The 25,343-nt window shown below is 72.1% G+C and carries 19 protein-coding genes; 9 read left to right on the plus strand and 10 right to left on the minus strand.

The genetic code is table 11. The annotated features are described in order from the left end of the window. Positions 1 to 9: 9 nt before the first annotated feature. Positions 10 to 204 carry a hypothetical protein gene (locus OHS59_RS36585; RefSeq protein ID WP_114658195.1) on the minus strand — a complete coding sequence of 65 codons (195 nt, stop codon included), beginning with the start codon at positions 202 to 204 and terminating at the stop codon, positions 10 to 12. A 341-nt stretch (positions 205 to 545) separates the two neighbouring features. On the opposite strand from OHS59_RS36585, the gene OHS59_RS36590 reads away from it, so the two are divergent. The 5 genes from OHS59_RS36590 to OHS59_RS36610 all read left to right on the plus strand — a co-directional run bounded on the left by OHS59_RS36590 (position 546) and on the right by OHS59_RS36610 (position 6,077). Beyond that, on the plus strand, positions 546 to 938 hold the full coding sequence (locus tag OHS59_RS36590) for an ankyrin repeat domain-containing protein (RefSeq protein ID WP_328497615.1): 393 nt from the start codon (positions 546 to 548) through the stop codon (positions 936 to 938). A gap of 300 nt (positions 939 to 1,238) precedes the next feature. Continuing rightward, entirely contained in the window at positions 1,239 to 2,657 is a 1,419-nt protein-coding gene (locus OHS59_RS36595) for a HEAT repeat domain-containing protein (RefSeq protein WP_328497616.1), read from the plus strand. Between the two features lie 209 nt (positions 2,658 to 2,866). Next, positions 2,867 to 4,030, plus strand: coding sequence for a glycosyltransferase family 4 protein (locus tag OHS59_RS36600; RefSeq protein WP_328497617.1), 1,164 nt, complete (start codon positions 2,867 to 2,869; stop codon positions 4,028 to 4,030). Further along, positions 4,027 to 5,226: a glycosyltransferase gene (locus OHS59_RS36605; protein ID WP_328497618.1), complete on the plus strand. Its 1,200-nt coding sequence runs from the start codon at positions 4,027 to 4,029 to the stop codon at positions 5,224 to 5,226. The genes OHS59_RS36600 and OHS59_RS36605 overlap by 4 nt, the downstream gene beginning before the upstream one ends. Then, the gene (locus OHS59_RS36610) at positions 5,223 to 6,077 is read left to right on the plus strand and encodes an SGNH/GDSL hydrolase family protein (protein WP_328497619.1); all 855 of its coding nucleotides are present in this window, start codon (positions 5,223 to 5,225) and stop codon (positions 6,075 to 6,077) included. Before OHS59_RS36605 ends, OHS59_RS36610 begins: the two co-directional genes overlap by 4 nt. A gap of 257 nt (positions 6,078 to 6,334) precedes the next feature. Here OHS59_RS36610 and OHS59_RS36615 read toward each other — a convergent pair whose 3' ends face one another. Genes OHS59_RS36615 through OHS59_RS36635 form a run of 5 tightly spaced genes read right to left on the minus strand, consistent with a single transcriptional unit; the run spans position 6,335 to position 10,771 of the window. Continuing rightward, positions 6,335 to 7,210, minus strand: coding sequence for a biotin-dependent carboxyltransferase family protein (locus tag OHS59_RS36615; protein ID WP_328497620.1), 876 nt, complete (start codon positions 7,208 to 7,210; stop codon positions 6,335 to 6,337). Continuing rightward, on the minus strand, positions 7,210 to 7,824 hold the full coding sequence (gene pxpB / locus OHS59_RS36620; RefSeq protein WP_328497621.1) for a 5-oxoprolinase subunit PxpB: 615 nt from the start codon (positions 7,822 to 7,824) through the stop codon (positions 7,210 to 7,212). The genes OHS59_RS36615 and pxpB overlap by 1 nt, the downstream gene beginning before the upstream one ends. Then, positions 7,821 to 8,603 (minus strand): LamB/YcsF family protein, encoded by a 783-nt coding sequence (locus tag OHS59_RS36625; RefSeq protein WP_328497622.1) that lies wholly within the window; start codon positions 8,601 to 8,603, stop codon positions 7,821 to 7,823. The genes pxpB and OHS59_RS36625 overlap by 4 nt, the downstream gene beginning before the upstream one ends. Before the next feature lie 27 nt (positions 8,604 to 8,630). Beyond that, positions 8,631 to 9,452 (minus strand): putative hydro-lyase, encoded by an 822-nt coding sequence (locus tag OHS59_RS36630; RefSeq protein WP_328497623.1) that lies wholly within the window; start codon positions 9,450 to 9,452, stop codon positions 8,631 to 8,633. Next, the gene (locus OHS59_RS36635) at positions 9,449 to 10,771 is read right to left on the minus strand and encodes an MFS transporter (protein WP_328497624.1); all 1,323 of its coding nucleotides are present in this window, start codon (positions 10,769 to 10,771) and stop codon (positions 9,449 to 9,451) included. The genes OHS59_RS36630 and OHS59_RS36635 overlap by 4 nt, the downstream gene beginning before the upstream one ends. A 191-nt stretch (positions 10,772 to 10,962) precedes the next feature. Here OHS59_RS36635 and OHS59_RS36640 point away from each other — a divergent pair, with 191 nt between their 5' ends. The 4 genes from OHS59_RS36640 to OHS59_RS36655 all read left to right on the plus strand — a co-directional run bounded on the left by OHS59_RS36640 (position 10,963) and on the right by OHS59_RS36655 (position 19,185). Then, complete coding sequence (locus OHS59_RS36640; protein WP_328497625.1) at positions 10,963 to 11,655, plus strand: GntR family transcriptional regulator; 693 nt, start codon at positions 10,963 to 10,965, stop codon at positions 11,653 to 11,655. A gap of 167 nt (positions 11,656 to 11,822) precedes the next feature. Continuing rightward, a complete protein-coding gene (locus OHS59_RS36645; protein WP_328497626.1) occupies positions 11,823 to 13,349 on the plus strand; it encodes a hypothetical protein in 1,527 nt (508 codons plus the stop codon). A gap of 165 nt (positions 13,350 to 13,514) precedes the next feature. Further along, positions 13,515 to 14,393, plus strand: a complete 879-nt coding sequence (locus OHS59_RS36650; protein WP_328497627.1) for a hypothetical protein — start codon at positions 13,515 to 13,517, stop codon at positions 14,391 to 14,393. A 103-nt stretch (positions 14,394 to 14,496) separates the two neighbouring features. Continuing rightward, positions 14,497 to 19,185, plus strand: a complete 4,689-nt coding sequence (locus tag OHS59_RS36655) for a hypothetical protein (protein ID WP_328497628.1) — start codon at positions 14,497 to 14,499, stop codon at positions 19,183 to 19,185. Between the two features lie 72 nt (positions 19,186 to 19,257). On the opposite strand, the gene OHS59_RS36660 is transcribed toward OHS59_RS36655, so the two are convergent. The 4 genes from OHS59_RS36660 to OHS59_RS36675 all read right to left on the minus strand — a co-directional run bounded on the left by OHS59_RS36660 (position 19,258) and on the right by OHS59_RS36675 (position 25,334). Next, a complete protein-coding gene (locus OHS59_RS36660; RefSeq protein WP_328497629.1) occupies positions 19,258 to 20,808 on the minus strand; it encodes a GMC family oxidoreductase in 1,551 nt (516 codons plus the stop codon). Between the two features lie 100 nt (positions 20,809 to 20,908). Then, positions 20,909 to 22,498: an APC family permease gene (locus OHS59_RS36665; RefSeq protein ID WP_328497630.1), complete on the minus strand. Its 1,590-nt coding sequence runs from the start codon at positions 22,496 to 22,498 to the stop codon at positions 20,909 to 20,911. A gap of 222 nt (positions 22,499 to 22,720) precedes the next feature. Then, positions 22,721 to 24,187 carry an aldehyde dehydrogenase family protein gene (locus OHS59_RS36670; protein ID WP_328497631.1) on the minus strand — a complete coding sequence of 489 codons (1,467 nt, stop codon included), beginning with the start codon at positions 24,185 to 24,187 and terminating at the stop codon, positions 22,721 to 22,723. After that, on the minus strand, positions 24,129 to 25,334 hold the full coding sequence (locus tag OHS59_RS36675; RefSeq protein WP_328497632.1) for an aromatic ring-hydroxylating oxygenase subunit alpha: 1,206 nt from the start codon (positions 25,332 to 25,334) through the stop codon (positions 24,129 to 24,131). The genes OHS59_RS36670 and OHS59_RS36675 overlap by 59 nt, the downstream gene beginning before the upstream one ends. Positions 25,335 to 25,343: the final 9 nt, after the last annotated feature.

Genomic DNA, 25,343 nt, shown 5'->3' on the forward strand with positions numbered 1-25,343 from the left:
GGATGGGGGTCAGAACTTGATCCCGCCGAGCAGTCCGGCCAGGCTCGCGCCGCCGGCCGTGATGCTCGGGGCGATGGCCGTGCCCGCGAGGTAGAAGCCGAAGAGGGCGCAGACCATCGCGTGCGAGGCCTTGAGGCCGTCCTTGCGGAAGAAGAGGAAGACGATGATGCCGAGCAGGACCACGCCTGACATGGACAGGATCATGAGAGTTTCTCCTGGATCGATGGGGACAGTCACCATGAGTACTTCCAGGCTCACAGGATGTATCCATACGATAAAAGGTGCAACTGGGTGAAATACTGCTTATTTCACCCCGATGGCTCCGCTCGGCGGGGTCCCTCGGTGGCCCCCTTGGTGATTTGCCGGTTTCGTGGTGATCTTTGCCTCCGGTGGGCCGGGTCATGTGCCCGCGAAGCCAGTACTCTGGCGATTCACCCGTACGGTCGCACCGCTGGCGGCCGCACGTTCCCGCAGTCCTGTTCGTCGTCGCTGTGATGCACAGCGGTCCAGCAGTGAGAGTCCCGCAGAGAGAGGCGGTCCCGTCGATGAGTGAAGCCCCCGACCCCGAGGTCGTGGAGCTGGCGACCAAGATCTTCGATCTGGCCCGGCAGGGGCGGACCGAGGCGCTCGTGGCGTACGTCGACGCGGGTGTTCCGGCCAACCTCACCAATGACCGCGGCGACTCGCTCGTGATGCTCGCCGCCTACCACGGTCACGCCGACGCCGTGAGCGCCCTCCTGGAGCGCGGGGCGGAGGCGGACCGTATCAACGACCGAGGCCAGACTCCGCTCGCCGGAGCCGTCTTCAAGGGCGAGGACGCCGTCATCCGCGTCCTCCTCGACGCGGGCGCGGACCCCTCGGCGGGGACTCCCTCCGCCGTCGACACGGCCCGCATGTTCGCGAAGGCCGAACTGCTCGACCTGTTCGGAGCACACTGAACCATCCGCCTTGACCAGGCGAAACAGCTTTTTTGGGGGAGGCGGAACGGGGCCGCCGGAAATGCGGTCGCGGCAGCGAGAACCGCTGGGTCATCATGACGTCGTGATTCACGGACGCGATGGCTGGGCAGGTGTTGCCGCACCGCGCGGACCGTGAAGCGGCCCGTACGGGCCACCGACGAGAGGCAGAGGAACATGGTCTACAGCAAGCAGGAAACGGCGGGCGCCCCGACGTGTTGTCACGTGGCCAGGTAGAGCAGGACCCCGGTTGCGTCGACGCTTGATGTGAGGCTGTTTCCCATGTTCGATCCGGTCATAGCGCCCAGCGGTACGCTGCTCGGCCTGCTCCAGAGGGGCCGCGGCGACGGCACGCTGCACGCGCTCACCGCACCGCGGGCCGAAGCGCTCGCGGCGCTCAACCACTGCGTGCTGAGCGACCCCCGCCACGACTGGCAGGTGGAGAACCGCTCTCTCTATTACGCCCGTCTCCACCTCGACCTGGGCGGAGGCCTCGACGAGATCGAGGCGCACCTCTTCGACGCGGCGGACGTGCTCGACACCGACGAGTCACGCACGGGCCTCGCGCTCGCCGTCCTCGGCCACCTCGCCTCGTACGGCAGGCGGGACGCCCTGGAGTTGCTGCGGCGGTACGCCGCCTGCGGCGCCAACTGGGCCTGGGCCCTCGACGAACTGGCACTGCGCGACGACGACGCCGGTCTGCGCGCGCTCGCGGCCCCCGTGCTCGCCCGGTTCCCCACCGATCCCGAGGGCGAGGCCGAGCTGGCGGCGGTCGTCCGGGACTCCTTCGAACCCCGGCCCTGGCGGCTGTGGGCCGACGATCCCCGCGAATCGATCGCCGCGCGGGTGCGTGCCGCCGGTGAAAGCGGTTCCTTCGACCGCTGGCAGCAGCAGATGCGACCCACCGGGCCACGCCCCGGATGGAGCGTGCGGGCCGTCTTCGAGTGGGCCCAGCAGGGCATCGAACGCGGAGCCGCACTCCATGTGCCCGCCGCTCGCTGCCTGACGGCCGTCGCCGGACCCGAGGACCGCCCCGAGATCGTCGAGGCCGCCCGCACCGGGGACGACGGCGCACGTTGCACAGCTCTGCGCTATCTCGCCGACAGCCATGATCCCGACGCCCTCGACCTGGTGGAGGCCGCGCAGGCCTCCGGCTCACGGCTCGTCGTGGACGCCGCCTTGGACGCCTTCGAACGCATGCGGAGCGTGGCCGCCGTGCAACGGGCCCGCGGCTGGGCCCACCGGCCCGACGCCCTGGGAGAGGCCGCCGGACGCGTCCTCGCCTGCCGGGGCGGCGCACAGGACAGCGAACTGGTCCTGGGCGCCCTGCGCGAAGCCGTACGGGGCGAAGGCCCTGACGCGCAGACGCTGTGGACCCTCGTCGACGGCGCCGGACGGCTCGGTATCGCAGGGGCGGCGCCCGTCCTGCGGCACGTCTACCGCGAGACGGCCTCCTCCCATCTGCGGGGGCGTGCGGCTCGGGCGCTGGCCGCCACCGATCCCTCCTTCGCCGCGGGATTCGCCGTCGAATGCCTGTGGGACTGCGAGGAGACCACCCGAGAGGTGGCCGCACGGCACGCCGAGACCGGGGACGCCCGAGTGGTCGACCAGCTCCGCCGGCTCGCCGCCGATCCGGCCGAAGAGGCCGACGTACAGACCGCGGTCCGCAGCCGCATCGGACCGGACGCGTCCGCCGTGTGAGACCGCGCGCGGCAGCCGTGCGGAGCGCCGTGCGCGACCGGCGGGTGAGCGTTTCGTCGTCGGCCCGTATCCCGTCGGTACGGGCCCGGACGCCGGAGCGTGACCGGTTCGTGATGCGGGGGCGTGCGGAGCACAACGCTCATGGGACGTTCCTCGTCCGGACAGATCCACGTTGACGCGGCCACGTCCAGCACGACGACAACACCCGTATGCGTGTCGTCATCGTCACCGAGTCCTTTCCCCCCGATGTGAACGGCGTGGCCCACTGCGCGCTCCAGACCGCCCGGCACCTCGTCGAGCGCGGTCACACCCCCGTCGTCGTCGCTCCGGCAACCTCCCCCAAGCTCTCGGCCCCCTCCGAACAGTCGGACTCCTCCTTCGGGACCGGGTCCGACGCCTCCGCACCGTGCCCCGTCGTCCGCATCCCGTCCCTCCCGCTCCCCGGCTACCCCCAGGTCCGCGTCGCCCTCCCCAGCCGACGCGTCGCCGCCGCGATCACCGCACACCGCGCCGACATCGTGCACCTGGCCGGCCCCTTCGTCCTCGGCGTCCGCGGCATGGCCGCCGCCGGCCGGCTCGGCATCCCCGCCGTGGCCGTCTACCAGACCGACCTCGCCGGCTACGCCCGTACGTACATGGGCACGGGCGAGGCCGCCGCCTGGCGCCGCATCCGCTCCGTCCACGCCGCGGCCGACCGCACGCTCGCCCCGTCCAGCGCCGCTCTGCACGACCTGGAGGCGCACGGTGTGCCCCGGGTGCGGCTGTGGCCGCGGGGCGTCGACACCGTCCGCTTCCGGCCGCGGCACCGGGACGAGGCCCTGCGCCGTGAACTCGCCCCGAACGGCGAACTGATCGTCGGCTACGTGGGCCGGCTCGCCCCCGAGAAGCAGATCGAACTCCTCGGCGGCGCCTGCGGTCTGCCGGGCGTCCGCGTGGTCGTCGTGGGCGACGGCCCCAGCGGGCCGAGCCTGGACCAGGCGCTGCCGGGGGCCGTCTTCCTCGGGCGCCGCACCGGCGACGAACTCGCCCGGATCTTCGCCTCCCTGGACGTCTTCGTGCACACCGGACCGTTCGAGACCTTCTGCCAGACCGTCCAGGAGGCGATGGCCAGCGGCGTCCCCGTCGTCGCCCCCGCCGCGGGCGGCCCGCTGGACCTGGTGGCGCACGGGCGCACCGGACTGCTCGTCCCACCGCGCGACGAGGCCGCCGTGCGCGACGCCGTGTGGTCGCTCGCCGCCGACCCCGCCCTGCGGGCCGCTTACGGCGCCGAGGCACGGCGTACCGTCGAGGGCCGTACCTGGGCCGCCGTCGGGGACGCGCTCATCGAGCACTACACGGACGTCCTGGCCGGCCGGGCGGTGGTGGCGGCATGAGCGGGTCCCTGAGCATCGTGCGGCTCGCCAACTTCGTCGCCCCCACCTCGGGAGGCCTGCGGACCGCGCTGCGCGAACTGGGCGCCGGCTACCAGGCGGCCGGACACCGGCCCGTACTGATCGTGCCCGGCGAGCGCGCCTCGGACCGCGAGACCGAACAGGGGCGCGTCATCACCCTGCCGGGCCCGCTGCTCCCCGGCACCGGCGGCTACCGCGTCCTCACCGACAGACGGCGCGTGGCGGCGCTCCTGGAGGCGCTCGCACCCGACCGCCTGGAGGTCTCCGACCGTACGACGCTGCGCTGGACCGGCGTCTGGGCGCGACGCGCCCGGGTGCCCGCGGTGATGGTCTCCCACGAGACCGCCGACGGCGTGCTGCGCACCTGGGGCATGCCGCCCGGCCTGGCCCGGCGCACCTCCGACGCCATCAACCTCCGTACCGCGCACCACTACGCGCGCGTCGTGTGCACCACGGAGTTCGCGGAGCGCGAGTTCGTCCGCATCGGCGCACGCAATGTCGTACGCGCCCCGCTGGGCGTCGATCTGGAGGGCCGGCACCCCGCGCTGCGGGACCCGGCGCTCCGGGCCCGGTACGCGCACGTGGACGAGACGCTGCTGGTGATGTGCTCCAGGCTGTCCGTCGAGAAGCGGCCCGGTACGGCACTGGACGCACTGGAGGCACTGATGCGCAGCGGGCAGCGCGCGGTGCTGGTCGTGGCCGGTGAGGGGCCGTTGCGGGCCCGGCTCGAACAGCGGGCGCGCGAGCGGCGGCTGCCGGTCACCTTCCTCGGGCACGTCGCCGACCGCGCGCTCCTCGGCGGGCTGCAGGCCTCCGCCGACGTCTGTCTGGCGCCCGGGCCCGCGGAGACCTTCGGACTCGCCGCCCTGGAGGCCATGGCCTGCGGCACGCCCGTCGTCGCCAGCGCCTCCTCCGCCCTCCCGGAGGTCATCGGCTCCGCCGGAGCCACCGCCGCGGACACCGGAACGGCCTTCGGCGCCGCGGTCAGGATGCTCATGGACCGGCCCGAGAACGAGCGCCGGGAGGCGGCACGCGCGCGTGCCGCCTGTTTCGGGTGGCCGGCCGCCGTGGAGGCCTTCCTCACGGCGCACGACGCGCCGGTCCGTGTGGGACCGCGGGACTCGATGCCCGCCGCCGTCGTCCGTTCCGTGCCACGGCCCAGGGAAGGTGTCGCATGAGACCCCTGCGGTTCGTGGCGCTGGGCGACTCCCTGACGGAAGGAGTGGGCGATCCGGTGGGTGAGGGGTGGCGCGGCTGGGCCGCGCTGCTCGCCGCGGGGCTGAGCCCGTCGGAGGCGCCGGTGGAGTTCCGTAACTTCGCGGTCAGCGGCGCCCAGACGCGCGACGTCCTGGAACGCCAGCTGCCCGCGGCGCTCGCCGAACGGCCGGACCTCGCCTCGGTCGTCATCGGCGTGAACGACACCCTGCGGTGCACCTTCGACATCCACGCCGTGGCCGAGCGGCTCGACGAGGTGTACGCGGCGTTCACCGGACAGGGCGCCGTCCTGCTCACCGCCTGTCTGCCCGACCCCGGGGCGATGCTGGGGCTGCCGGGGGCGCTCGCCCGGCCGCTCGCCCGGCGCCAGCGGGCCGTGAACGCGGTCGTGCACGCGCTGTCCGCGCGGTACGGGGCTGTGCATCTGCATGCCGCGGAGGGCGACTGGGTCGCCGACCGGGGCATGTGGAGCGCCGACCGGCTGCATCCGGGGGAGCGGGGGCATCGGCAGCTCGCGCTCCACTTCCACGCGCTGTTGGCGGAGACGGGGGTGGCCACCGGGCCCGTGCCTTGTCCCGAGCCGGAGTTTCCCGGGCCCACGCGGTCGGCGAGCCTCTGGTGGCTGGCCACCGCCGGGACCGGGTGGGTGGCTCGGCGGTGCACCGATCTGTTGCCGCAGCTTCTCGGGCTGGCCGCGGCGGAGGTTCGGCATCGGGTGCGGGGCACTGGCGTGCGGCTTGATCTTGTGGCTGCACGGGCGGTGGCTTCTGCGTTGGCCGGTCTTGCGGTGGCGGATCGGGCCGATGCGGTGTGACGCTTCGCGTGTGGCTCCGCCTGGGTGAGGCTGATTGTGGGGTGCGGGTGGGTGGGGGCTGGCCGCGCCGTTCCCCGCGCCCCTCAAAGGCAAAGGATTGCGCCGTTCCCTGCGCCCCTGAGGGCCAAAGGACTGCGCCGTTGCCCGCGCCCTTGAAGGCCAAGAGACTGCGCCGTTGCCCGCGCCCTTGAAGGCCAAGAGACTGCGCCGTTGCCCGCGCCCTTGAAGGCCAAGAGACTACGCCGTTGCCCGCGTACCTAGGTCGTGTGGCTGCCAGTGGGGACGAAGCGGATGGGGGTGCCCGGGGGGGCCTGGGCCGTGGGGGGGAGGTCTTGGGGGTGGATCACTGCGATCACCGGGTAGCCGCCGGTGGTCGGGTGGTCTGCCAGGAAGACGACCGGGCGGCCGTCCGGGGGGACCTGGACCGCGCCCAGGACCATGCCCTCGCTGGGCAGTTCGCCGCCGATCGCCCGCTCCAGGGCGCGCCCCTCCGTGCGCAGGCCGATGCGGTTGCTCGCCGAGGACACCCGGTAGGTGTGCGTGGTGAACGTGTGCCAGGCCGCGGCCGTGAACCAGTCGTCGCGTGGGCCGGGGATCACCCGCAGGACGAGTTCGGCCGGTGGGGACGGCTGCGGAACGACGTCCACGCGCGCGGGGATGTCGTACGGCTTCCCCAGGGGGAGCACCGCTCCGGCGACGAGGGGCGGCGGGCCGAGGCCCGAGAGGAGGTCGGTCGAGCGGCTGCCCAGCACCTGTTCGACGGTCACCCCGCCCGAGACGGCCACGTAGGCGCGTACTCCGGAGACCGCAGGTCCCACCGACAGCAGTGCTCCGCCGGGTACGTGCACCGGGGCGCCCCAGGCGGCCGGGCGGCCGTCCACGGCGACGGGGCACGGGGCGCCCCCCACGGCCACCGTGACCGCCGAACGCGGCCGCAGGTCACAACCGTTGAGTGTCGTCTCCAGGAGGGCCGCCTCGGGCGGATTGCCGACGAGCCGGTTCATCAGGGCGGCGGCGGGCGCGTCCAGCGCCCCGGAGCGCGGCACCCCGAGGTGCGCGTGGCCCGGGCGTCCCAGGTCCTGCACCGTGGTCAGCGCCCCGGCCCGTACGACGACCAGCGCGCGGTCCGTCATCAGGAGTCCACCGGGACGAAGCGGACCGGCGTGCCCGGCGACAGCAGCGCGGCCGGCACCCGCGCGTGGTCCCACAGGACGGCGTCCGTCGTGCCGATCAGCTGCCAGCCGCCCGGCGACGAGCGCGGGTACACGCCCGTGTACGGGCCCGCGAGGCCGACAGAACCCGCCGGGACCGTCGTACGGGGTGTCGCGCGCCGGGGTACGCCGTAGCGCTCCGGGAGCCCGGTCAGATAGCCGAAGCCGGGAGCGAACCCGCAGAACGCGACGCGGAACTCGGCAGCCGCGTGGACGCGCGCCACCTCGTCCGGGGACACGCCCCAGAGTTCGGCGACGTCCGCGAGGTCGGGGCCGTCGTAGCGTACCCGGATCTCCACGACGTCCTTCGCGGGCGGCGGCACGGGCGGGAGACGTGCGACGGACAGCTGCGCGGCCAGCCGGGACGGGTCGTCGAGACCGTCGAGGAGGACCGTGCGGGCGGCGGGCACGATCTCGCGCACGGAGAGGGAACCCTCCGCGCGACGGCGGAGCAGATCGGCGTGCAGGGCCTGTGCCTCCTCGTCCGTGGACACCTCGACGAGCAGGGCACGGTCGCCGACCGGCAGTGCCCTCATACGAACGCCTCGACGCGGACGCCCGAATCTTCCAGCCGTGCGCGGACCCGGCGGGCCAGGTCCACCGCGCCGGGCGTGTCGCCGTGCAGGCACAGGGACCGGGCCCGTACGGCGATGTCACGGCCAGAGAGGGACGTGACGACACCAGAACGGGCGAGACCCACCGAGCGTTCCACGACGGCGCCGGGATCGGTGATCACCGCATCCTTCAAGCGGCGAGGCACGAGTGTGCCCGCCTCGGTGTACGCGCGGTCCGCGAACGCCTCCGTGACGACCGGCAGGCCCACCGCGGCCGCCACGACGAGGAACCGCGAGTCGGGCAGGCCGAGCACCGGCAGCGTGGAGTCGGCCAGGAGCACCCCTGCCGCGACCGCCTCGGCCTGCTCCGCGTCGTGCATGACGCGGTTGTAGAGCGCCCCGTGCGGTTTGACGTAGGCCACGCGCGCGCCCGCCGCGCGGGCGAAGACCTCCAGGGCACCGATCTGGTACGCCACCTCGGCGGCCAGCTCGTCGGGCGGCACGTCCATCGCGCGTCGCCCGAAGCCCGCCAGGTCCCGGTAGGAGACCTGGGCACCGATCCGTACACCGCGCTCGGCGGCGAGGTCGCACACCCGCCGCATGGTCGAGGCGTCCCCGGCATGGAAGCCGCAGGCCACGTTGGCGCTGGTGACGACGGACAGCAGCTGTTCGTCGTCGGTCAGGTGCCAGCGGCCGAAACCCTCGCCCAGATCGGCGTTGAGATCGATCGAGGTACCGAGAGGGGTACCGGTGGAGGTCATGACGTGTCCGTTCTCCGGTCGGGCGACTCAGGCGACGCGGTACTGCTCGTCGCGGGCGTCGGTGATGAACATCTGGCCCGGCGCGTGGGTGATGGCGAACGGCGGGCGCGAGGCCATGACCGCGGCCTGCGGCGTCACACCGCAGGCCCAGAACACCGGGATGTCGTCCGGCTCGAAGTCCACCGGATCGCCGAAGTCGGGGCGGCCCAGGTCCTCGATGCCGAGGGCACCCGGATCGCCGCAGTACACCGGGCTGCCGTGCACCGCGGGCAGCAGACTGGTCTCCCGGATCGCCACGGGCAGGTGCTCGGGCGGCACCGGACGCATGGACACCACCATGGGCCCCTGCAGCCGCCCGGCGGGCCGGCACTGGCGGCCCGTCACATACATGGAGACGTTGCGTCCCTGCTCGATGTGGCGCATCGGCACGCCCGCGTCGACCAGCGCCCACTCGAAGGTGAAGCTGCACCCGATGAGGAACGACACGAGGTCGTCGCGCCAGTGCCCCACCACGTCCGTGGGCTCCTCCACCAGTTCGCCGTGCTCCCACACCCGGTAGCGGGGCAGATCGGTGCGCAGATCGGCGCCGTCGGCCAGGACCGTCGTCCGGGAACCGGCGTCGGTGACGTCCAGCACCGGGCAGGCCTTCGGGTTGCGCTGGCAGAACAGGAGCATGTCGTACGCCCAGTCGGCCGGCACCGAGATCAGGTTCGCCTGGGTGTGGCCCGCGGAGCAGCCCGCGGTGGGACCCGACACACCCGCGCGGAACCGCGAGCGGGCCTCCGCCGGGCTCCACGCGTGCGCGTGGTCGTCGAGAAGGTTGAGCGGGCGGTGCTGCGTGCGGTTCACAGAAGCTCCTTCCCACGGGTCTCGGGCAGACCGATCAGGGCCAGTGCCGCGAGACCGTAGCCGATCGCGCCGAAGACCAGCGCGCCCCCGACACCCCAACTGTCGGCCAGGAAGCCCACCAGGGTCGGGAAGACCGCGCCCACGGCACGGCCGGTGTTGTACGTGAAGCCCTGCCCCGTGCCGCGTACGGCCGTCGGGTACAGCTCACTGAGGAACGAGCCGAAGCCGCTGAAGATCGCCGACATGCAGAACCCGAGCGGGAAACCGAGCACGAGGACAAGGGTGTTGGCGCCGCTCGGGATGTTCGCGTAGGCCAGGATGCAGATCGCCGAGAGGATCGCGAAGAGCAGGATGTTCCGTTTGCGGCCCAGCTTGTCGGTGAGGTAACCGCCGGTCAGATAGCCGATGAAGGCTCCGGAGATCAGGAACGCGAGGTAGCCGCCGGTGCCGACGACGGACAGTCCGCGGTCCGTCTTCAGATACGTCGGGACCCAGGTGGCCAGCGTGTAGTAACCGCCCTGGACGCCCGTGGAGAGCAGGACCGCGAAGATCGTCGTCTTCAGCAGTCCGGGCGCGGCGGCCGTGCCCGGCTTGAAGATCGCGGCGAAGGAACCCTTCCCGGGGCTCTCCTTACGGCGTTCGGCCGCCTCCGGGGCGTCCTTCACCTGGCGGCGCACCCAGACGACCAGCAGGGCCGGCAGGGCGCCGGTCCAGAACATCACGCGCCAGGCGATGTCGTCGTCGAGGAACTGGAAGACCAGCGTGTAGACGACCACGGCGAGTCCCCAGCCCACGGCCCAGGCGCTCTGGACCGCGCCGAGCGTACGGCCCCGGTGTTCGGGGCTCGCGTACTCGGCGACCAGGATCGCGCCGACCGCCCACTCACCGCCGAAACCGAGGCCCTGGAGAGCGCGGAAGACCAGCAGGGTCTCGTAGTTCGGCGCGAAGCCGCAGGCCACCGTGAAGACCGCGTACGTGATGACGGTGATCATCAGTGCTTTGACGCGCCCGATCCGGTCCGCGATGACACCCGCGGCGGCGCCACCGATCGCGGACACGACCAGCGTGACAGTCGTGAACAGCCCGGTCTGGCCACTGCTGAGACCGAAGTACGCGGCCAGGGCCACCATGCTCAGCGGCAGTGTGAAGTAGTCGTACGAGTCCAGGCCGTAGCCGCCGAACGCGCCGCCGAAGGCGCGGCGGCCGCGCGGCCCGAGGGCCCGCAGCCAGGCGAACGCACCCTCGTCGGCGGTGGGTTCACCCGCTCCGGGGCGCGTCTCGGTGGTGGGCGGGGCCTGCGGTGGAGGGGTCGTGCTCATGGGCACCTCGCAGATGAGGGACGGGAGGGTGCTGGGGACTGAGCCGTGCCATGCCGTGCGGAAGCCGTCGGTGCCGGGAGGAGGAGACAGTGCCCGCCGGGCCCGGTGCCTGATAAGCAAGGTAGAGGATCGTTGAACGATCCTTCAATACCCATGTTGTTTCGTTCTTGTATCTGCGATTGAATTCGAGAGTGGCCGAACTGAACGGACTGGCGGACGACCGCGCGCTGCTGGGCCGCACCAGCACCGCCGAGCGGGTCTCGGACATCCTGCGGAGCCGGATCGCCGACGGGTACTTCCCGCCCGGCAAGCGCCTGTCCGAGGACAGCATCGGCGGCGCGCTCGGTGTCTCGCGCAACACGCTGCGCGAGGCGTTCCGGCTCCTCACGCACGAGCGGCTGCTGGTCCACCAGCTCAACCGGGGCGTGTTCGTACGGGTCCTGACCGTGGAGGACGTCGAGGACATCTACCGCACCCGCAGCCTCGTCGAATGCGCCGTCGTACGCGGACTCGGCAAGCCGCCGTACGCGGTGGACGGCCTCGCCGAGGCGGTCGCGGACGGCCGGCGGGCGGCCCACGAGGGTGACTGGAAGGGCCTGGGCACGGCCAACATCCACTTCCACCAGGAACTGGTGGCGCTCGCCGGCAGCGCCCGTACCGACGAGCTGATGCGCAGCGTTTTCGCCGAACTCCGGCTCGCCTTCCACCTCGTGGACGACCCGAAGCGCCTCCACGAGCCCTACCTGGCCCGCAACGGCCAGATCCTCCAGGCCCTCCAGACCGGCGACCGCGAGCAGGCGGAGAACTTGCTGGCGGTGTACTTGGACGACTCCCGCAAAAGGGTCACGGAGGTATACAGCCGCAGAGTGGCGGATCCCCTCTAGCGAAGCCCCTCCAGGGGCGCGGGGAACGGCGCAGTCTTCTGCCCCTAAGGGGCGCGGGGAACGGCGCAATCTTTTGCTTTTAGGGGCGCGGGGAACGGCGCGACCACCCCACCGCACCCAGCGGAGCGTTTCGGTGGATGTCAGACCAAGCACCTAGTCTGTGCACCGTGACTCCGCCCGCACCGACACCCCCCGCTCCGCCCCAGCTCAGCGCAGCGCCCCGCCCCGCACCGGGCCCGGCCGCCGACGAGGGCCTGGCGCGGCGGCTGCGCGCGCTCGCCTGCACGGCGCCGCTGCACGACCTCGACGTACGCAAGGCGAACCTCGCGGGCGAGTACTCGGTGTACGGCATGGCGGAGGTGGCCCTCGCCTCCATCGACCTCATCACTCTGAACATGGACTTCGACACGGGCGCCGACCACGACCAGATAGTGGCCAGGCTCATCCCGCGCATCGCCGCCCAGGCCCCGCGGCGGCCCGTCGCCGAGCACGAGCGGGTGGCCCGCTGGGTCCTGGAGAACCTGATCAACGTCGGCAGCGTCGACCGGGGCTTCCGGGCCGTGTACGGCACGTTCGCGACCGACGGCTCGTACGTGCGCCGTGACTACGACTTCAAGCTGATCGAGGAGGTGGCGGGTTACGGGGGGAGCGTGTACCTCCGTACGACGGACGAGGCGGTCAACGTCCTCGTGGGCGCCCTCGACACCGACGTCACCAGCGCGCAGATCGCCGCCGAGGTCAAGCTGGAGGTGCTGATCAGCCGGGGCCGCCTCGCGGACGCCCAGCTTGCCGCCGAGCAGGCCCGCTACCGGACCGTGCAGTACTCGGAGACGCTCCGCAGGGCCCTGGACGCGACCCGGCGCAACGTCCGGGCGGTGGACTGGCTGCAGGCCGTGCCCGACATGATCGCCGAGGCCCTCGACCACGTGGCCGACCGCTACCGGCACGAGAACGCGATCCTCACCAACATCCGCAAGGCGCGCGACGAGTCGGAGGACCCTGAGCAGAAGCGCCGCGCCGCCGAACTGGTCGACATCGTCAAGGACTGCATCCGGCGCCACACGCAGTTGCAGTCCCGGCTCCTGGAGGCCGGGCCGCTGTTCCGTGCCGAGCAGGACCGGCAGGCCTTCGCGACTCCGATGACGACCTCCGGGATAGACCTCTACGGGCATCTCGTCGCGCCCGTGCTGCCGCTGCCCATGGAGCAGGCGCTGCGGGTGACCGACGTCTTCTTCGCGCGCGGCACGGGGCTGCGCACCCCCGCGTCCGTCCGGGTCGGGGATCTGGTCGACCTGCTGCTGACACCGCCGGTGGAGCGGGAGCACCTGGGCGCCGAGATGCCCGAACCGGATCTGATCGCCACGCCGGACGACAGCCGGTTCAGCGAGGAGCAGCTCGCCGCGGCCATGGTGCTGCTCGACCTGCCGGCCGACGCGCCGCGCCGGCTGTCCGGGCTGCTCGCGGACGCGCGGCGGCAGGATCCCGAACTGCCGTACCTGGTCGCCCTGCTGGCGGTGCACGCGGCCAGTCCGCCGGTCGGTACCGCGTATCGGCAGGGCGAGGAGCGACTGCTGTTCGCCGTGGACGACGGGGTCGAGCTGGACGATCCGGAGTTCGGCGGGGCGGATCTCATCGTGGGGATGGCTCTGCTGGACGTGGCCGGGATGACGGCCGGCCGGACGGAGGTCGCGTGAGCGGTTTCCTGAGCAGGGCGGGGTGCTGCGGGCGGGTTGTGACGTGCGGGCCGTCCGTGGCCGGGCGCGCAGTTCCCCGCGCTCCTGGGGGCGCTCCCGAGGGGCCGCCTGACCTGGGCCCCGATATTCACGAGGGCCGTGTTTTCGTAGCAAGGAGTCTCAGTCGTGAGTGAGCAGGTCGAGTGGAGTGAGCCGGAGGCGGTCACCGCGGCGGTGAGTGCCCCCGTCACCCCTGCCGACACCGCGGACGCGGCACGGCTCGTGGCCTTCGGGCTGCAGCCCAAGACGCAGCCCGCGCGGGATCAGGAGTACGCCGAGCTGCTGCGGCGCTACCGCGAGGATCCCCCCTTCGCGCGGCTCGCCGACGCCGTGGCCACCGGGCTCGGGCTCGTCGTGCTTGAGGTGTCCCCGCGGGCCGGGATGGCGGTCACCGCCGCCGAGGACTCGGTGTTCGCCGTGCGCATGGGCGACTACGCGCGGCGGGCGTCCGCCGACTCGGGCGACCGGTTCCTGCACGGACTCGCCCACCTCGCCGTCGCCGCCCTGGCCTTCCCGCGGCCAGAGGATCTCGCGGACGACGGATACATCGGGCGCGTGTCGGTCAACGGCGTCGACGCGTTCGTACGGCAGGCCTGCCGGCGCCTGGAGGAGCGGGCCGAGGAGCTGGGGGAGAACACCGACCCGGCCACGGACGCGCCGGGCCTTGAGGCCGCCTGGCGGATCTGGGCGCGGCGCAGCTCCGCCGGGGCCACCAAGGACGCGCGAAGACTGGCCGGTTCGACCACCGGCATCGTCGGCAAGGCGGCCGCGTTCCTCACCGACTCCGGGTTCCTGCAGCGCACCGGGGACGACGGCGGAGGGACGTACCGGACGACCGCTCGTTATCAGCTCCAGGTACGGGACATGGCGGGCAGCGCCGCCCTGGCCGAGCTGCTGGAGCTGGGCGTCGTGCCGGTGACCGACGGCACCGCGAGCCTGATGCCCGCCGAGGACGGCGACGATCTGGAGCTGGCCGCCGACGCAGGGCTGCCGTTCCACTCGTAACCGACCCGGATCCGACCCGGCCGGGCCCGATCCCCCCGACCACTGACCCCCTCGAAACCCTCCCGCCACTTCCCCCCACCGCTTACGACTACGAGAGTCCGCCATGTACGAGCTGTCCCGGGTCCGCCTCTACTCCATCGGGCCGGCCGGTGCGCGCTACGCCGACACCGTGCTGGACCTGCGCGGAGTCGGCGGCCTTGTGCCCGACCCCGCGCCCACCCAGGCGGAGTTCTTCCAGGAGGAGCCCGTCGGACCGCCGCGCCGCCCCGCACCCGCCGGTGTGCTCTTCCTGGAGAACGGCGGCGGCAAGTCCGTACTGCTCAAGCTGATCTTCTCGGTGATGCTGCCCGGCCACCGGAACACCCTGGGCGGCGCCAGCTCCGGCGTGCTGCGCAAGTTCCTGCTCGCGGACGACTGCGGGCACGTGGCCCTGGAGTGGCAGCACACGCTCACCGGTGAGTGCGTCGTGGTCGGCAAGGTCAGTGAGTGGCGCGGACGGCAGGTCTCCAACGACCCGCGGAAGTTCGCCGAGGCCTGGTACTCCTTCCGGCCCGGACCCGGGCTGAGCCTGGACAACCTGCCGGTCGCCGAGGCCACCGTCGTGCGACCGCCCGTGGAGGGCGTCTCGGGCGCGCAGGGCCGACGGCGCACCATGAAGGGCTTCAGGGACGCGCTCACCGAGGCGGGCAAGGCGTACCCGCACCTCGAAGTGCACTGGGAGGAGATCCACGACCGGTGGATCGAACACCTCGGTGACCTGGGCCTGGACCCAGAACTGTTCCGCTACCAGCGCGAGATGAACGCCGACGAGGGCGAGGCCGCCGGTCTCTTCGCAGTCAAGAAGGACTCCGACTTCACCGACCTGCTGCTGCGCGCGGTCACCGACACCAGGGACACCGACGGCCTCGCCGACCTGGTGGGCGGATTCGGCAACAAGCTGGGACGACGCGCCGAACTCATCGCCGAACGGGAGTTCACCGCCGGATCCGTGGACCTGCTCGGACGGATCGTCGAAGCGGCCGGCGCACGCTCCCACGCGCGCGACATCCACACGGCCGCCGAGCGGCGTACGCGCACACTGGCCCGGCGGCTCTCCGCGCGCGCCGTGCTGGAGCGCGGCCGCACCGGCGACCTCGCCCAGCAGGTCACCACCGCCGCCCACCGGGTCACCGACGCGGCGGATGCCAGGGAACGCAGCGCACTGATCGCGGCCGAACTGGCCTACCGGCACGCCTCGCTGGCACTCGCCGGAGCGGAGAAGGGCGCGGCCGCGCAGAAGAAGGAACTCGCCGACGCGCGCACCCTGCACTCGGCATGGCAGGCGGCGGAAGCCGTGCTGCGGCACCGCGCGGCAGCCGACCGCTCCACGCGCGTGGCGGCCGCGATCCTTGAGGCCGAGCGGGACGCCGCACCGGCCCTCGCCGCACGTTCGCGGGCCGCCGTCGATCTCGTACGTGCCCTGCACGCGGCGGCCGAAGGGGCCGAGGCGGTCGCCAACGAGGAGGAGGAGCGGTCCAGTTCGCTCCAGGAGGTCGGCGAGGCCGCCCACCGGGACGCGACGGCCGCCGCCACCGAGGCCCAGCGCGCCCGCAGTGAGGTCGGCCATCTGCGCCAGCGCCTCGGCGAGGTCGAGCAGGAGACCGCCGAGGCGGTGCGGGCCGGCTGGCTCGACGACACCGCCCCCGACGCCGACCCGGCCCGTGCCGCGCTCGCCGCCAGCGACGCCGAGAAGACGGCCGTCGCCGCGTGGGACACCGCGCGCGAGGCGTCCCGCCGCACCGCGGACCATGCCCGGGAAGCCGCGTCCGTCGAGTCCCGGGCCGAGCTCACCGCGGCCCGCGCGGCCGACGCGGCGACGGCGGCCGAGCACGCGTACGACGCGGAACGGCGTATCGCCCAGGCGCTGGCGGGCGAGGAGCGGCTCGCCGAACTGCTCAGCCTGCCCGGCGCCTCCGGCGGTTCGGCAGGCTCCGGGCGCCCGTCGCTGCCCGGGCCCCGGCACGCGGTCGCCACCGACGACAGCGCCGACGGCGGGAGCGCCCCGGCGACAGGAGCCCCCGACGGCTCCGCGGCCGACGGGCCCCTCACGCCCCGCGAACTGGACCACTACGCCGACGAGCTCCGACAGCTCCTCGACGACACCGTCACCTCCGCCGAACGACAGCTCTTCGAACTGCGGACCGCCGCGGCCGACGACTCCCGCATCCTCGGCGCGCTCGGCGACGGCGGACTGCTGCCGCCCGGCCCCGACGTGCTCGCCACCGTGGAGTACCTCGGCGAGCACGGCATCCCCGCGCTGCCCGGCTGGCGCTACCTCGCGCAGGCCGTCGACCCCGTCGACCACGCGCGCGTGATGGCCGCCCGGCCCGAACTGGTCGACGGCGTGATCATCACGGACCCGGACACCCACGCGCGGGCCCGGGACGCACTCACCGACGCCGCGCTGCTCCCGCGCTCCACCGTGGCCGTCGGTACGGCCGCCGCGCTCCTCGCCCCGACCCCGGCCCCCGGCGCGGGCGGCGACGACGTCTTCCTCGTACCGCCGAACCCGGCCATGCACGACGAGCACGCCGCCGACGAGGAGCGGCAGGCGCTGCGCAGGCGCGCGGCCGAACGGGACGACGAGATCCGCGTGTCGGCGGCCCGGCTCGCCAAGGACCGCGAGCTCGCCGCGCGGCTCGCCTCCTGGCGGACGGGCTGCCCGGCGGGGCGGCTCACCGAACTGGCCACGGCGGCCGGTGACGCGCGTACCTTCGCCGAGGAGGCCGAGGCCGAGCTCGCCGAGGCGCGAGCCGCGCGGACCGAGGCCGACGAGGCGGCGGCCGAGGCGGCCCACGCGCGCGACGAACGGCAGGAGGCCGCACAGCGCGCCCGGCGCGGGGCCGACGCGCTCGCCGGACTCGCCTTCCGGCTGCGCGAACGCGCCGCCTGGCAGGTCAAGGTGCGCGAACTCGCCGACGACGCGGCCGAGTCGGAGGCCCGCGCCCAGGCCTGTCTGGAGCGGGCCCGCGCCGCCGACGAGGACCGGCGCGGCACCCAGCGCGCCGCCGACGACGCCCGCCGCACGGCGCGTGCGCTGCGCGCCGAGCGCGCGGAGATCGCGGGCGCCCCGGACGACCTGCCGGCGGAGGAGCCGGGAGCCGCGAAGTCGTCGCTGCCCGCGCTCCGCGAGGCTTACCGGGCCGCCTCCCAGCTGTACGAGAAGGTCGGCGTCGGCGCCGACCTGCGCTCCGAGCAGGCCCGGGCCGAGAGCGACGAGCGCACGGCCCTCACGGAGCTGAACCGGCTGACCAACAAGGTGCGCACGCGCGCCGCCCAGCTCCTGGAGTCCACCGACGGCTCCGACGGCCCGTCCCGGCAGGCCGCCGTGGCCCGTGCCGAGGAGCTGGTCCAGCTCCTCGAAGGCCGCGTGTCGACCGCGAGCGAACAGCTCGGCCGGCTGCGCGGAGAGGCGGAGCGGCACGCGCCCGAGGACGCCGACGCCCACACCGAGCTGCCCGAGGACCTCGTGCCGCGCGACGCGGAGCACGCACAGACGCTGCTCCGCACCGCCACCGGCCAACTGGCCTCCCGCACCGAGGCGTTGAACCAGGCACGCGCGGCGCACACCGAGCTGCTCGACGCCCACCGCGCCGCCGAGGACGCGGCCGGCGGCTTCGACGAGACGGCCGCCCTGCTCCGGGACCTCCTGCGGGAGCACTCGGACGACGAGCAGGAGGACACCGAGCCCTATCCGGGCACGCTCGAAGAGGCCAGGCAGTCCGCCGCCGAGGCCCGCCGCTCCCTGCGCGGTTGCGCCGCCGACCTCTCCGCCGCCGAGGCGGCCGTGCGCGAGGCGAGCGACATCCTCGTACGGCACGCCAACTCCACGCGGTACGAGCAGGTGCGCACCCCCGCGCGTCAGCAGATCCGGGAGCTGCCCGCGTCCGCGCTGCCCGAGCACGCGCAGAAGTGGGCGGACGCCTTCGCACCCCGACTGCGGGTCCTCACCGACGAGCTGGCGCAGCTGGAGCGCAACCGCGACTCCATCGTGGACCGGCTGCGCGGGATGGTCGAGTCCGCGCTCGCCACCCTGCGCTCGGCCCAGCGGCTGTCCCGGCTCCCCGAAGGACTGGGGGAGTGGTCAGGGCAGGAGTTCCTGCGGATCCGCTTCGAGGAACCCGACCAGGCCACGCTCGCCGAGCGGCTCGGCGAGGTCGTCGACGAGGCGACCAGGGCGGCGGTCAAGAAGAACTCCGACCTGCGCCGCGACGGGATGTCCCTGCTGCTCAGAGCGGTCGGCGCGGCCCTCCAGCCCAAGGGTGTGGCCGTCGAGATCCTCAAGCCCGACGCCGTACTGCGCGCCGAGCGCGTCCCCGTCGGACAGATGGGCGACGTGTTCTCCGGCGGCCAGCTGCTCACCGCGGCGATCGCGCTGTACTGCACGATGGCGGCCCTGCGTTCCAACGACCGGGGCCGGGACAAGCACCGGCACGCCGGCACGCTGTTCCTGGACAACCCCATCGGGCGCGCCAACGCGACGTACCTGCTGGAGCTGCAGCGCGCCGTCTCCGACGCGCTGGGCGTGCAACTCCTCTACACGACAGGTCTGTTCGACACGACCGCGCTCGCCGAGTTCCCGCTGGTCATCCGGCTGCGCAACGACGCGGACCTGCGGGCGGGGCTCAAGTACATCAGCGTGGAGGAACACCTGCGTCCGGGGCTCCCGAGGGAGGTCCCCACGGGGGAGGCCGCCCACACCGAGATCACGGCGACCCGCATGTACAAGCGGCCCGCGCCGAGCGCCCCGTAACCGGGCGGTGGTGGGGAACTGCGGGCCCGCTGGGGGCTGGTCGCGCAGTTCCCCGCGCCCCTAAGGGGCGCCTTACGCATCCTCTTTCAGAAGATCGGCGCACTTCTCGCCGATCATCATCGTCGTGATGCACGGATTCACGCTGACCAGATCCGGCATCACAGCCCCGTCAGCGACCCGCAGCCGTTCCACCCCCTTGACCCGCAACCGCGGGTCGAGCGGGGCGGAGGCGTCACCCGGCGCACCCATCTTCACCGTGCAGGACGGGTGGTAGACGGTGTTGTGGGTCTTGTGGATGTAGTCGAGCAGCTCGTCGTCCGTGCGGACGTCGGGGCCGGGGGCCAGCTCGGCCCCGGCCCACCCGCTCAGCGCGGGCTGCGAGGCGATCCGCCGGGCCAGCTTCAGCCCGTACGTCATCACGCGCGCGTCGTGCTCGTGCGTGAAGTACCGCGGATCGACCTTCGGCTTGTCCCGGTAGTCGCGGGTCCGCAGCCGCACCGTGCCGCGTGACTTCGCGCGGGTGACGTTCGGGGTGAGGCAGAACGCGTTCTCGGAGGTCGGGTAGCCCCACCGCGCGGTGTTCATGTCGAACGGCACCGAGCCGTAGTGGAACATCAGGTCGGGCCGGTCCAGACCCGGTTCGGTGTCGTAGAAGATGCCCGCCTCCCACCACTGGCTGGAGGTGGTCGTCATGGGCTGCTCGGCGTCCCACATGATGACGCCCTCGGGATGGTCCTGGAGGTTCTCGCCCACTCCGGCCGCGTCCACCACCACGTCGACGCCCACCTCGCGCAGATGCCCGGCGGGCCCGATGCCCGACAGCATCAGCAGCTTCGCGCTGTCGATCGAGCCGCAGGACACGATCACCTCGCGCCGGGCCCGTACCGTCCGGGTGTGGATCAGGTCCGGGTCCAGGTACTCGGCGCCGACACAGCGCCGCCCGTCGAGCACGAGCTTCTTGGCGCGCACCCCGGTACGGACGTCCAGGTTGGGCCGCTTGCCGAGGATCGGGTGCAGATACGCGACCGACGAGGACTGCCGGATGTTGTTCTCGTCGGAGTTGATCTGGAACCAACCGGCGCCCCGCACCACGGTCCTGCCCGTGTTGAACGGGGTGGTCGGAATGCCCGCCTGGGCGCAGGCCTCCAACAGGGCGGTCCCACAGGGGTCGTCGCTCTTCAGCGAACGAAGCTTCACCGGGCCGGTGCGGCCGTGGTGCTCGCCGGGAGCGTCGTTGTTCTCCAGCCGCCGGTAGAGCGGGAAGAGTTCGGCCGAGCTCCACCCCGTACAGCCCGCGGCGGCCCAGTCGTCCAGGTCCTCGGCCGGTGCCCAGAAGGCGATACAGGAGTTGTGCGAGGAACAGCCGCCGAGCACCCTGGCGCGGGCGTGCCGCATGAAACTGTTGCCGCTGGCCTGCGGCTCGACCGGGTAGTCCCAGTCGTAGCCCGACTCCAGCAGCCCCATCCAGCGCTCCAGCTTCATGACGGCGTCGTCGCCGACGTCACTGGGCCCGGCCTCCAGGACGCACACCGTGACGGACGGGTCCTCGGAGAGCCGGGCCGCCACCACATTGCCCGCGGTGCCCCCACCCACCACCACATAGTCGAACTCATCTTCTTGCATGGGGAGTTGACCTCCTTGGAGTCCTGGAGCTCTTGCGTTCCTTGCAGTTCTTGAGTCGTTCTGTCCGTGGGGTGGGCGGGGAGGGGGTTGTGTCGGCGGCTCAGTCGGCCGTCGGGGCCGACGCGGGGGAGGCGGGCGGAAGAGGCGCGTCGGCGGCCCGGTACTGGTGCTCCGCGAGCACGCCGGTGCGGTGCCGCTGAACGAACCAGTAGTAGGCGAAGCCGCCACCCATCACGATGCCGACGAACAGGACGGCACCCCACCGCAGATACCAGTGATACGGGGCCGCCGCGTTGTAGACCGCCGCGCGCGGCCAGATCAGGTTGATCATCATGGCCGTGCCCCACACCACGGCGACGATGTTGACGGGCAGTCCCCAGCGGCCGAGCGAGAACCTTCCCTCGCCCGCGGGCTGCCATTCACCACGCAGCCTGGCCACCAGCATGGGCCCGGTGACCAGCAGATACGCCAGGTAGATCAGGATGATGCCGATGCTGGTTACCACGGTGAAGATCTGCGGCTGACGGATGTTGACCACCAGGATGGCCAGCGCCAGGATGCCGATGATCACCGCGGGCAGGATCGGGGTCTGGAAGCGCGGATGGACCTTGGCCAGCTTGGAGGAGGCGGGCAGGTTGTTGTCCCGCGCCATCGCGAAGGCCAGCCGGATCGCCGCCGTGTGCACGGCCAGGGCGCACACGGTGACCGCGATGAACACGCACCACAGCATGGCCTTGCCCGCGTCCTCGCCGAGCACGTTGAGGACGACGTACTGCAGGCCGTCCGTGGAGAGCCGGTCGCCCTTGAGGCTGGACACGCTCATCAGCGCGAGCAGCAGGACGAGTCCGCCGAGGACGAACGAGGCGACGATGGCCCGGATGATCGCGCGCGGCGCGTTGCGCGACGGGTCGAGGGACTCCTCGCCGAGCGAGGCGGCCGTGTCGAAGCCGTACATCACGTACGCGGACGCCAGCGACGCGACCAGGAACGCGCCGAAGTAGCCGCCGGGCTGGCCCGCTCCCGTGCCGTTCGTCTCCAGCACGACCCCGGGTCCACGGGTGATGTGCACGGCGAACAGCACGATCAGTACGACGGTCGCGATCAGCTCGATGAAGACGCCCGCGGTGTTGATCCTCGCCATCAGCTTCACACCGAGGGCGTTGACCAGCGTGGTGAAGACGATGAGGACGGAGGCCAGCAGCACGGCGTTGGTGGCGACGTCGTACTTGCCCGTGCCGTCGCCCACGAACTGGAACGCGGAAGAGATCTGAGGAAGTGTCAGCTGATAGGCGAGGGCCACGGCGGCGATCGACACGACCGAGGCGATGAGCATCGTCCAGCCCGCCAGCCAGCCGATGTGCGGATTGCCGATCTTCTTGGACCAGTTGTAGACGGAACCGGCCACGGGATAGCGGGCGGCGAGTTCCGCGAAGCAGAGGGCGACCATGAACTGGCCTATGAAGACCATGGGCCAGGACCACCAGTAGGCGGGCCCGCCACTGCCGTAACCGAAGTAGAAGAGCTGGAAGGTTCCGGTGAGGATGGAGATGTAGCTGATGCCGGCGGCGAAGGTGTGGAAGTTGCCGAGGGTGCGTTTCAGCTCGGGCTTGTAGCCGAACTCGTTGAGTTCCGAGTCGTCGTGACCGTGCTTCTCGGCTGGTTGCTCCGAGGGTTGCTCGGTGGTGGTCATGAGCGGCCTCCTGGGGAAGGGGGAGTTCTCCCGGGCGGGAGGGGAGCGCGGCTCGTGCGGGGCCGTTGGCGTGCGGTGTTGGATCTCAGGGTGAAGAAGGCTGGATCTTACGGTGCTTGAGACCGGTTCTGACCATGGGGAGGGCCGGTTTCTTACGAGGGTTCCGCGGATTTCCCCGCGATGAATCCGCGGAACCGGCCCTACCGGTCTCACGGGCGCGGCTCACGAGAACCACCCCTGCGGACTCGGATTCGTCGTGCGCCAGATGTGCTTGGTCTCGCGGTACTCGGCGAGGCCGGCAGGTCCGAGTTCCCGCCCGAACCCGGACTGCTTGTAGCCTCCCCACTCGGCCTGCGGGACGTACGGGTGGTAGTCGTTGATCCAGACCGTTCCGATGCGCAGCGCCGACGCGACCCGCTGCGCCTTCGCCTCGTCGGACGTGAAGATGCCGCCGGCCAGCCCGTAGATCGTGGCGTTGGCCAGCCTGACCGCCTCCGCCTCGTCGGTGAACCGCTCCACGGTCAGTACCGGCCCGAACGACTCGTCCTGGACGACGGACATCTGCCCGGAGCACTCGTCGAGCACGGTCGGCGGGTAGTAGAAGCCGTCCGGGTGCGGGGGCTCGGCCGGCCGCTCCCCTCCGCAGCGCAGCACCGCCCCCTCCTCAAGACCCTTGGCGACGTACGCCTCGACCTTCGCCCGGTGGGCCGCCGAGATCAGCGGCCCGGTCTGCGCCCGCTCGTCGAACGGCCCGCCCAGCCTGATCAGCCGGGCCCTGCGCACCACCTCGTCCACGAAACGGTCGTGCAGGGAGTCCTCGACCAGCAACCGTGCCCCGGCCGAGCAGACCTGCCCGGAATGCAGGAAGACGGCCGTCAACGCCATGTCGACGGCCGTCTCGAAGTCCGCGTCGGCGAAGACGATGTTCGGGTTCTTGCCGCCCAGTTCGAGGGCGACCTTCTTCACCGTCCCGGCCGCCGCGGCCATGAGTCTGCGTCCGGTCTGCAGACCGCCGGTGAAGGAGACGAGGTCCACGTCCGGGTGGTCGCCCAGCGGAGCGCCCGCCTCGGGCCCGGCGCCGAGGATCAGGTTCGCCACCCCGGCGGGCACCCCGGCCTCCTCCAGAAGGCGCATCAGATGGATCGCGGTGTGCGGGGTCAGCTCGCTCGGCTTGAGAACGAAGGTGTTGCCCGCGGCCAGCGCCGGGGCGACCTTCCACGCCGTCTGGAGCAGCGGATAGTTCCAGGGGGTGATCAGCGCGCACACACCGACCGGTTCGTGCACCACCCGGCTGTCGACGCCCTCCGTGCCCGTCTCCACGACCCGGCCGGACTCGCTCCCCACGAGCCGCCCGAAATAGCGGAAGCAGTTCTCGATGTCGTCGATGTCGTACTCGCTCTCCACCAGGCGCTTGCCGGTGTCGAGGGACTCCGCCCGGGCGAGTACGTCCTTGTCGCGGGCGAGCAGGTCGGCGACCCGCAGCAGCAGATCGCCGCGCTCGTTCGCGGGGGTCCGCGGCCAGGGGCCCTCGTCGAAGGCGCGGCGCGCGGCCGCGATCGCGTCGGCCGTGTCCTCGCCGCCCGCCTCGTCGACGACCGCCACGAGCGAACCGTCGGCCGGACAGCGGATCTCACGGGTGCGCTTCTCCCGCGCGCCCGTCCAGGTGCCGCCGATGTAGAGATCCGCCATCCCTGCCTCCCAGCATGCCTATGAGCCACTCGTGGAACATCCCGATGTGGTGCTCGGTGGGCACCAGCACCCCGCCCCTGCGATAGGCGCGGGACGCCATGGCGGGCTGCGTTCGCTCGCACGCCTCGAAGTCCTGGGCGTTGACCCGGTGGAAAAGCTCCACGGACTTCGACACGTCGGCGCCCGACTCGACGACCTCGGGGGCGTAGAGCCAGTCGCACTCCACGATCGTCCGGTCCTCGGCGAGGGGGAACATGCGGTGCAGGATGACATGGTCGGGGACGAGATTGATGAACACAGTGGGTTTGACCGTTATCGCATAGTAACGACGGTCCTGATCCTCCGCGACCTCAGGGAGCCGCCCGAATCCCTCGCTGCCGTCGACCGTGAAGCCCTTCACCTCCTCGCCGAACTCGGCGCCGTGGCCCACGTAGTACTGGGCGGCGTAACCGTCCGCGAACTCCGGCAGGACATCGGTGAGTTCGGGGTGGATGGTCGCGCAGTGGTAGCACTCCATGAAGTTCTCGACGATCAGTTTCCAGTTCGCCCGCACGTCATAGGTGATGCGTTTTCCGAGCGCGAGGTTCTCGGTGCCGTAGTGCTCGATGGCCGCGACGTCCCCCAGGCGCTCGACGGCCGCGCCCATCACCGTCTCCTCGAAGGACGGCGGCCGGTCGGCCAGGCACACCCAGGCATACCCGAGCCACTCCCGCAGCGCGACCTTGACCAGTCCGTACTCGGTGCGGTCGACGTCCGGCATCTTCACCAGGTTCGGCGCCGCGATCAGTCTGCCGTCGAGGTCGTACGTCCAGGCGTGGTACGGGCACTGGAGGTTGCGCCGGACCTCGCCCGCCTCCTCGGTGCAGAGCCGGGCCCCGCGGTGCCGGCAGATGTTGAGGAAGGCGCGCAGCTCACCGGTACGGGACCGGGTGACCAGGACGTTCTCACGGCCGACCTGGACCGTGCGGAACGCGCCCGGTTTCGCCAGATCGGCGCCGCGGACCGCGCAGAACCACATCGACTCGAAGAGGTGTTCCTGCTCCTGCCGGAAGATCTCCGGATCGGTGTAGTAGTGCCCGGGAAGTGTGCTGATCAGGCTCGGGGAGGGCTGGGCGGAGGCGGCGGGGGAGACGGAGGTCGTCGACACGAGGGTGCT

It is taken from the genome of Streptomyces sp. NBC_00414 (genome assembly GCF_036038375.1).
In the GTDB taxonomy this organism is placed as follows: domain Bacteria; phylum Actinomycetota; class Actinomycetes; order Streptomycetales; family Streptomycetaceae; genus Streptomyces.

What these genes read in the sequence shown, in the direction of transcription:
- OHS59_RS36585 (WP_114658195.1), bottom strand. Translation starts at nt 204, where the DNA reads ATGATCCTGTCCATGTCAGGCGTGGTCCTGCTCGGCATCATCGTCTTC.
- OHS59_RS36590 (WP_328497615.1), top strand. Translation starts at nt 546, where the DNA reads ATGAGTGAAGCCCCCGACCCCGAGGTCGTGGAGCTGGCGACCAAGATC.
- OHS59_RS36595 (WP_328497616.1), top strand. Translation starts at nt 1,239, where the DNA reads ATGTTCGATCCGGTCATAGCGCCCAGCGGTACGCTGCTCGGCCTGCTC.
- OHS59_RS36600 (WP_328497617.1), top strand. Translation starts at nt 2,867, where the DNA reads ATGCGTGTCGTCATCGTCACCGAGTCCTTTCCCCCCGATGTGAACGGC.
- OHS59_RS36605 (WP_328497618.1), top strand. Translation starts at nt 4,027, where the DNA reads ATGAGCGGGTCCCTGAGCATCGTGCGGCTCGCCAACTTCGTCGCCCCC.
- OHS59_RS36610 (WP_328497619.1), top strand. Translation starts at nt 5,223, where the DNA reads ATGAGACCCCTGCGGTTCGTGGCGCTGGGCGACTCCCTGACGGAAGGA.
- OHS59_RS36615 (WP_328497620.1), bottom strand. Translation starts at nt 7,210, where the DNA reads ATGACGGACCGCGCGCTGGTCGTCGTACGGGCCGGGGCGCTGACCACG.
- pxpB (WP_328497621.1), bottom strand. Translation starts at nt 7,824, where the DNA reads ATGAGGGCACTGCCGGTCGGCGACCGTGCCCTGCTCGTCGAGGTGTCC.
- OHS59_RS36625 (WP_328497622.1), bottom strand. Translation starts at nt 8,603, where the DNA reads ATGACCTCCACCGGTACCCCTCTCGGTACCTCGATCGATCTCAACGCC.
- OHS59_RS36635 (WP_328497624.1), bottom strand. Translation starts at nt 10,771, where the DNA reads ATGAGCACGACCCCTCCACCGCAGGCCCCGCCCACCACCGAGACGCGC.
- OHS59_RS36655 (WP_328497628.1), top strand. Translation starts at nt 14,497, where the DNA reads ATGTACGAGCTGTCCCGGGTCCGCCTCTACTCCATCGGGCCGGCCGGT.
- OHS59_RS36660 (WP_328497629.1), bottom strand. Translation starts at nt 20,808, where the DNA reads ATGCAAGAAGATGAGTTCGACTATGTGGTGGTGGGTGGGGGCACCGCG.
- OHS59_RS36665 (WP_328497630.1), bottom strand. Translation starts at nt 22,498, where the DNA reads ATGACCACCACCGAGCAACCCTCGGAGCAACCAGCCGAGAAGCACGGT.
- OHS59_RS36670 (WP_328497631.1), bottom strand. Translation starts at nt 24,187, where the DNA reads ATGGCGGATCTCTACATCGGCGGCACCTGGACGGGCGCGCGGGAGAAG.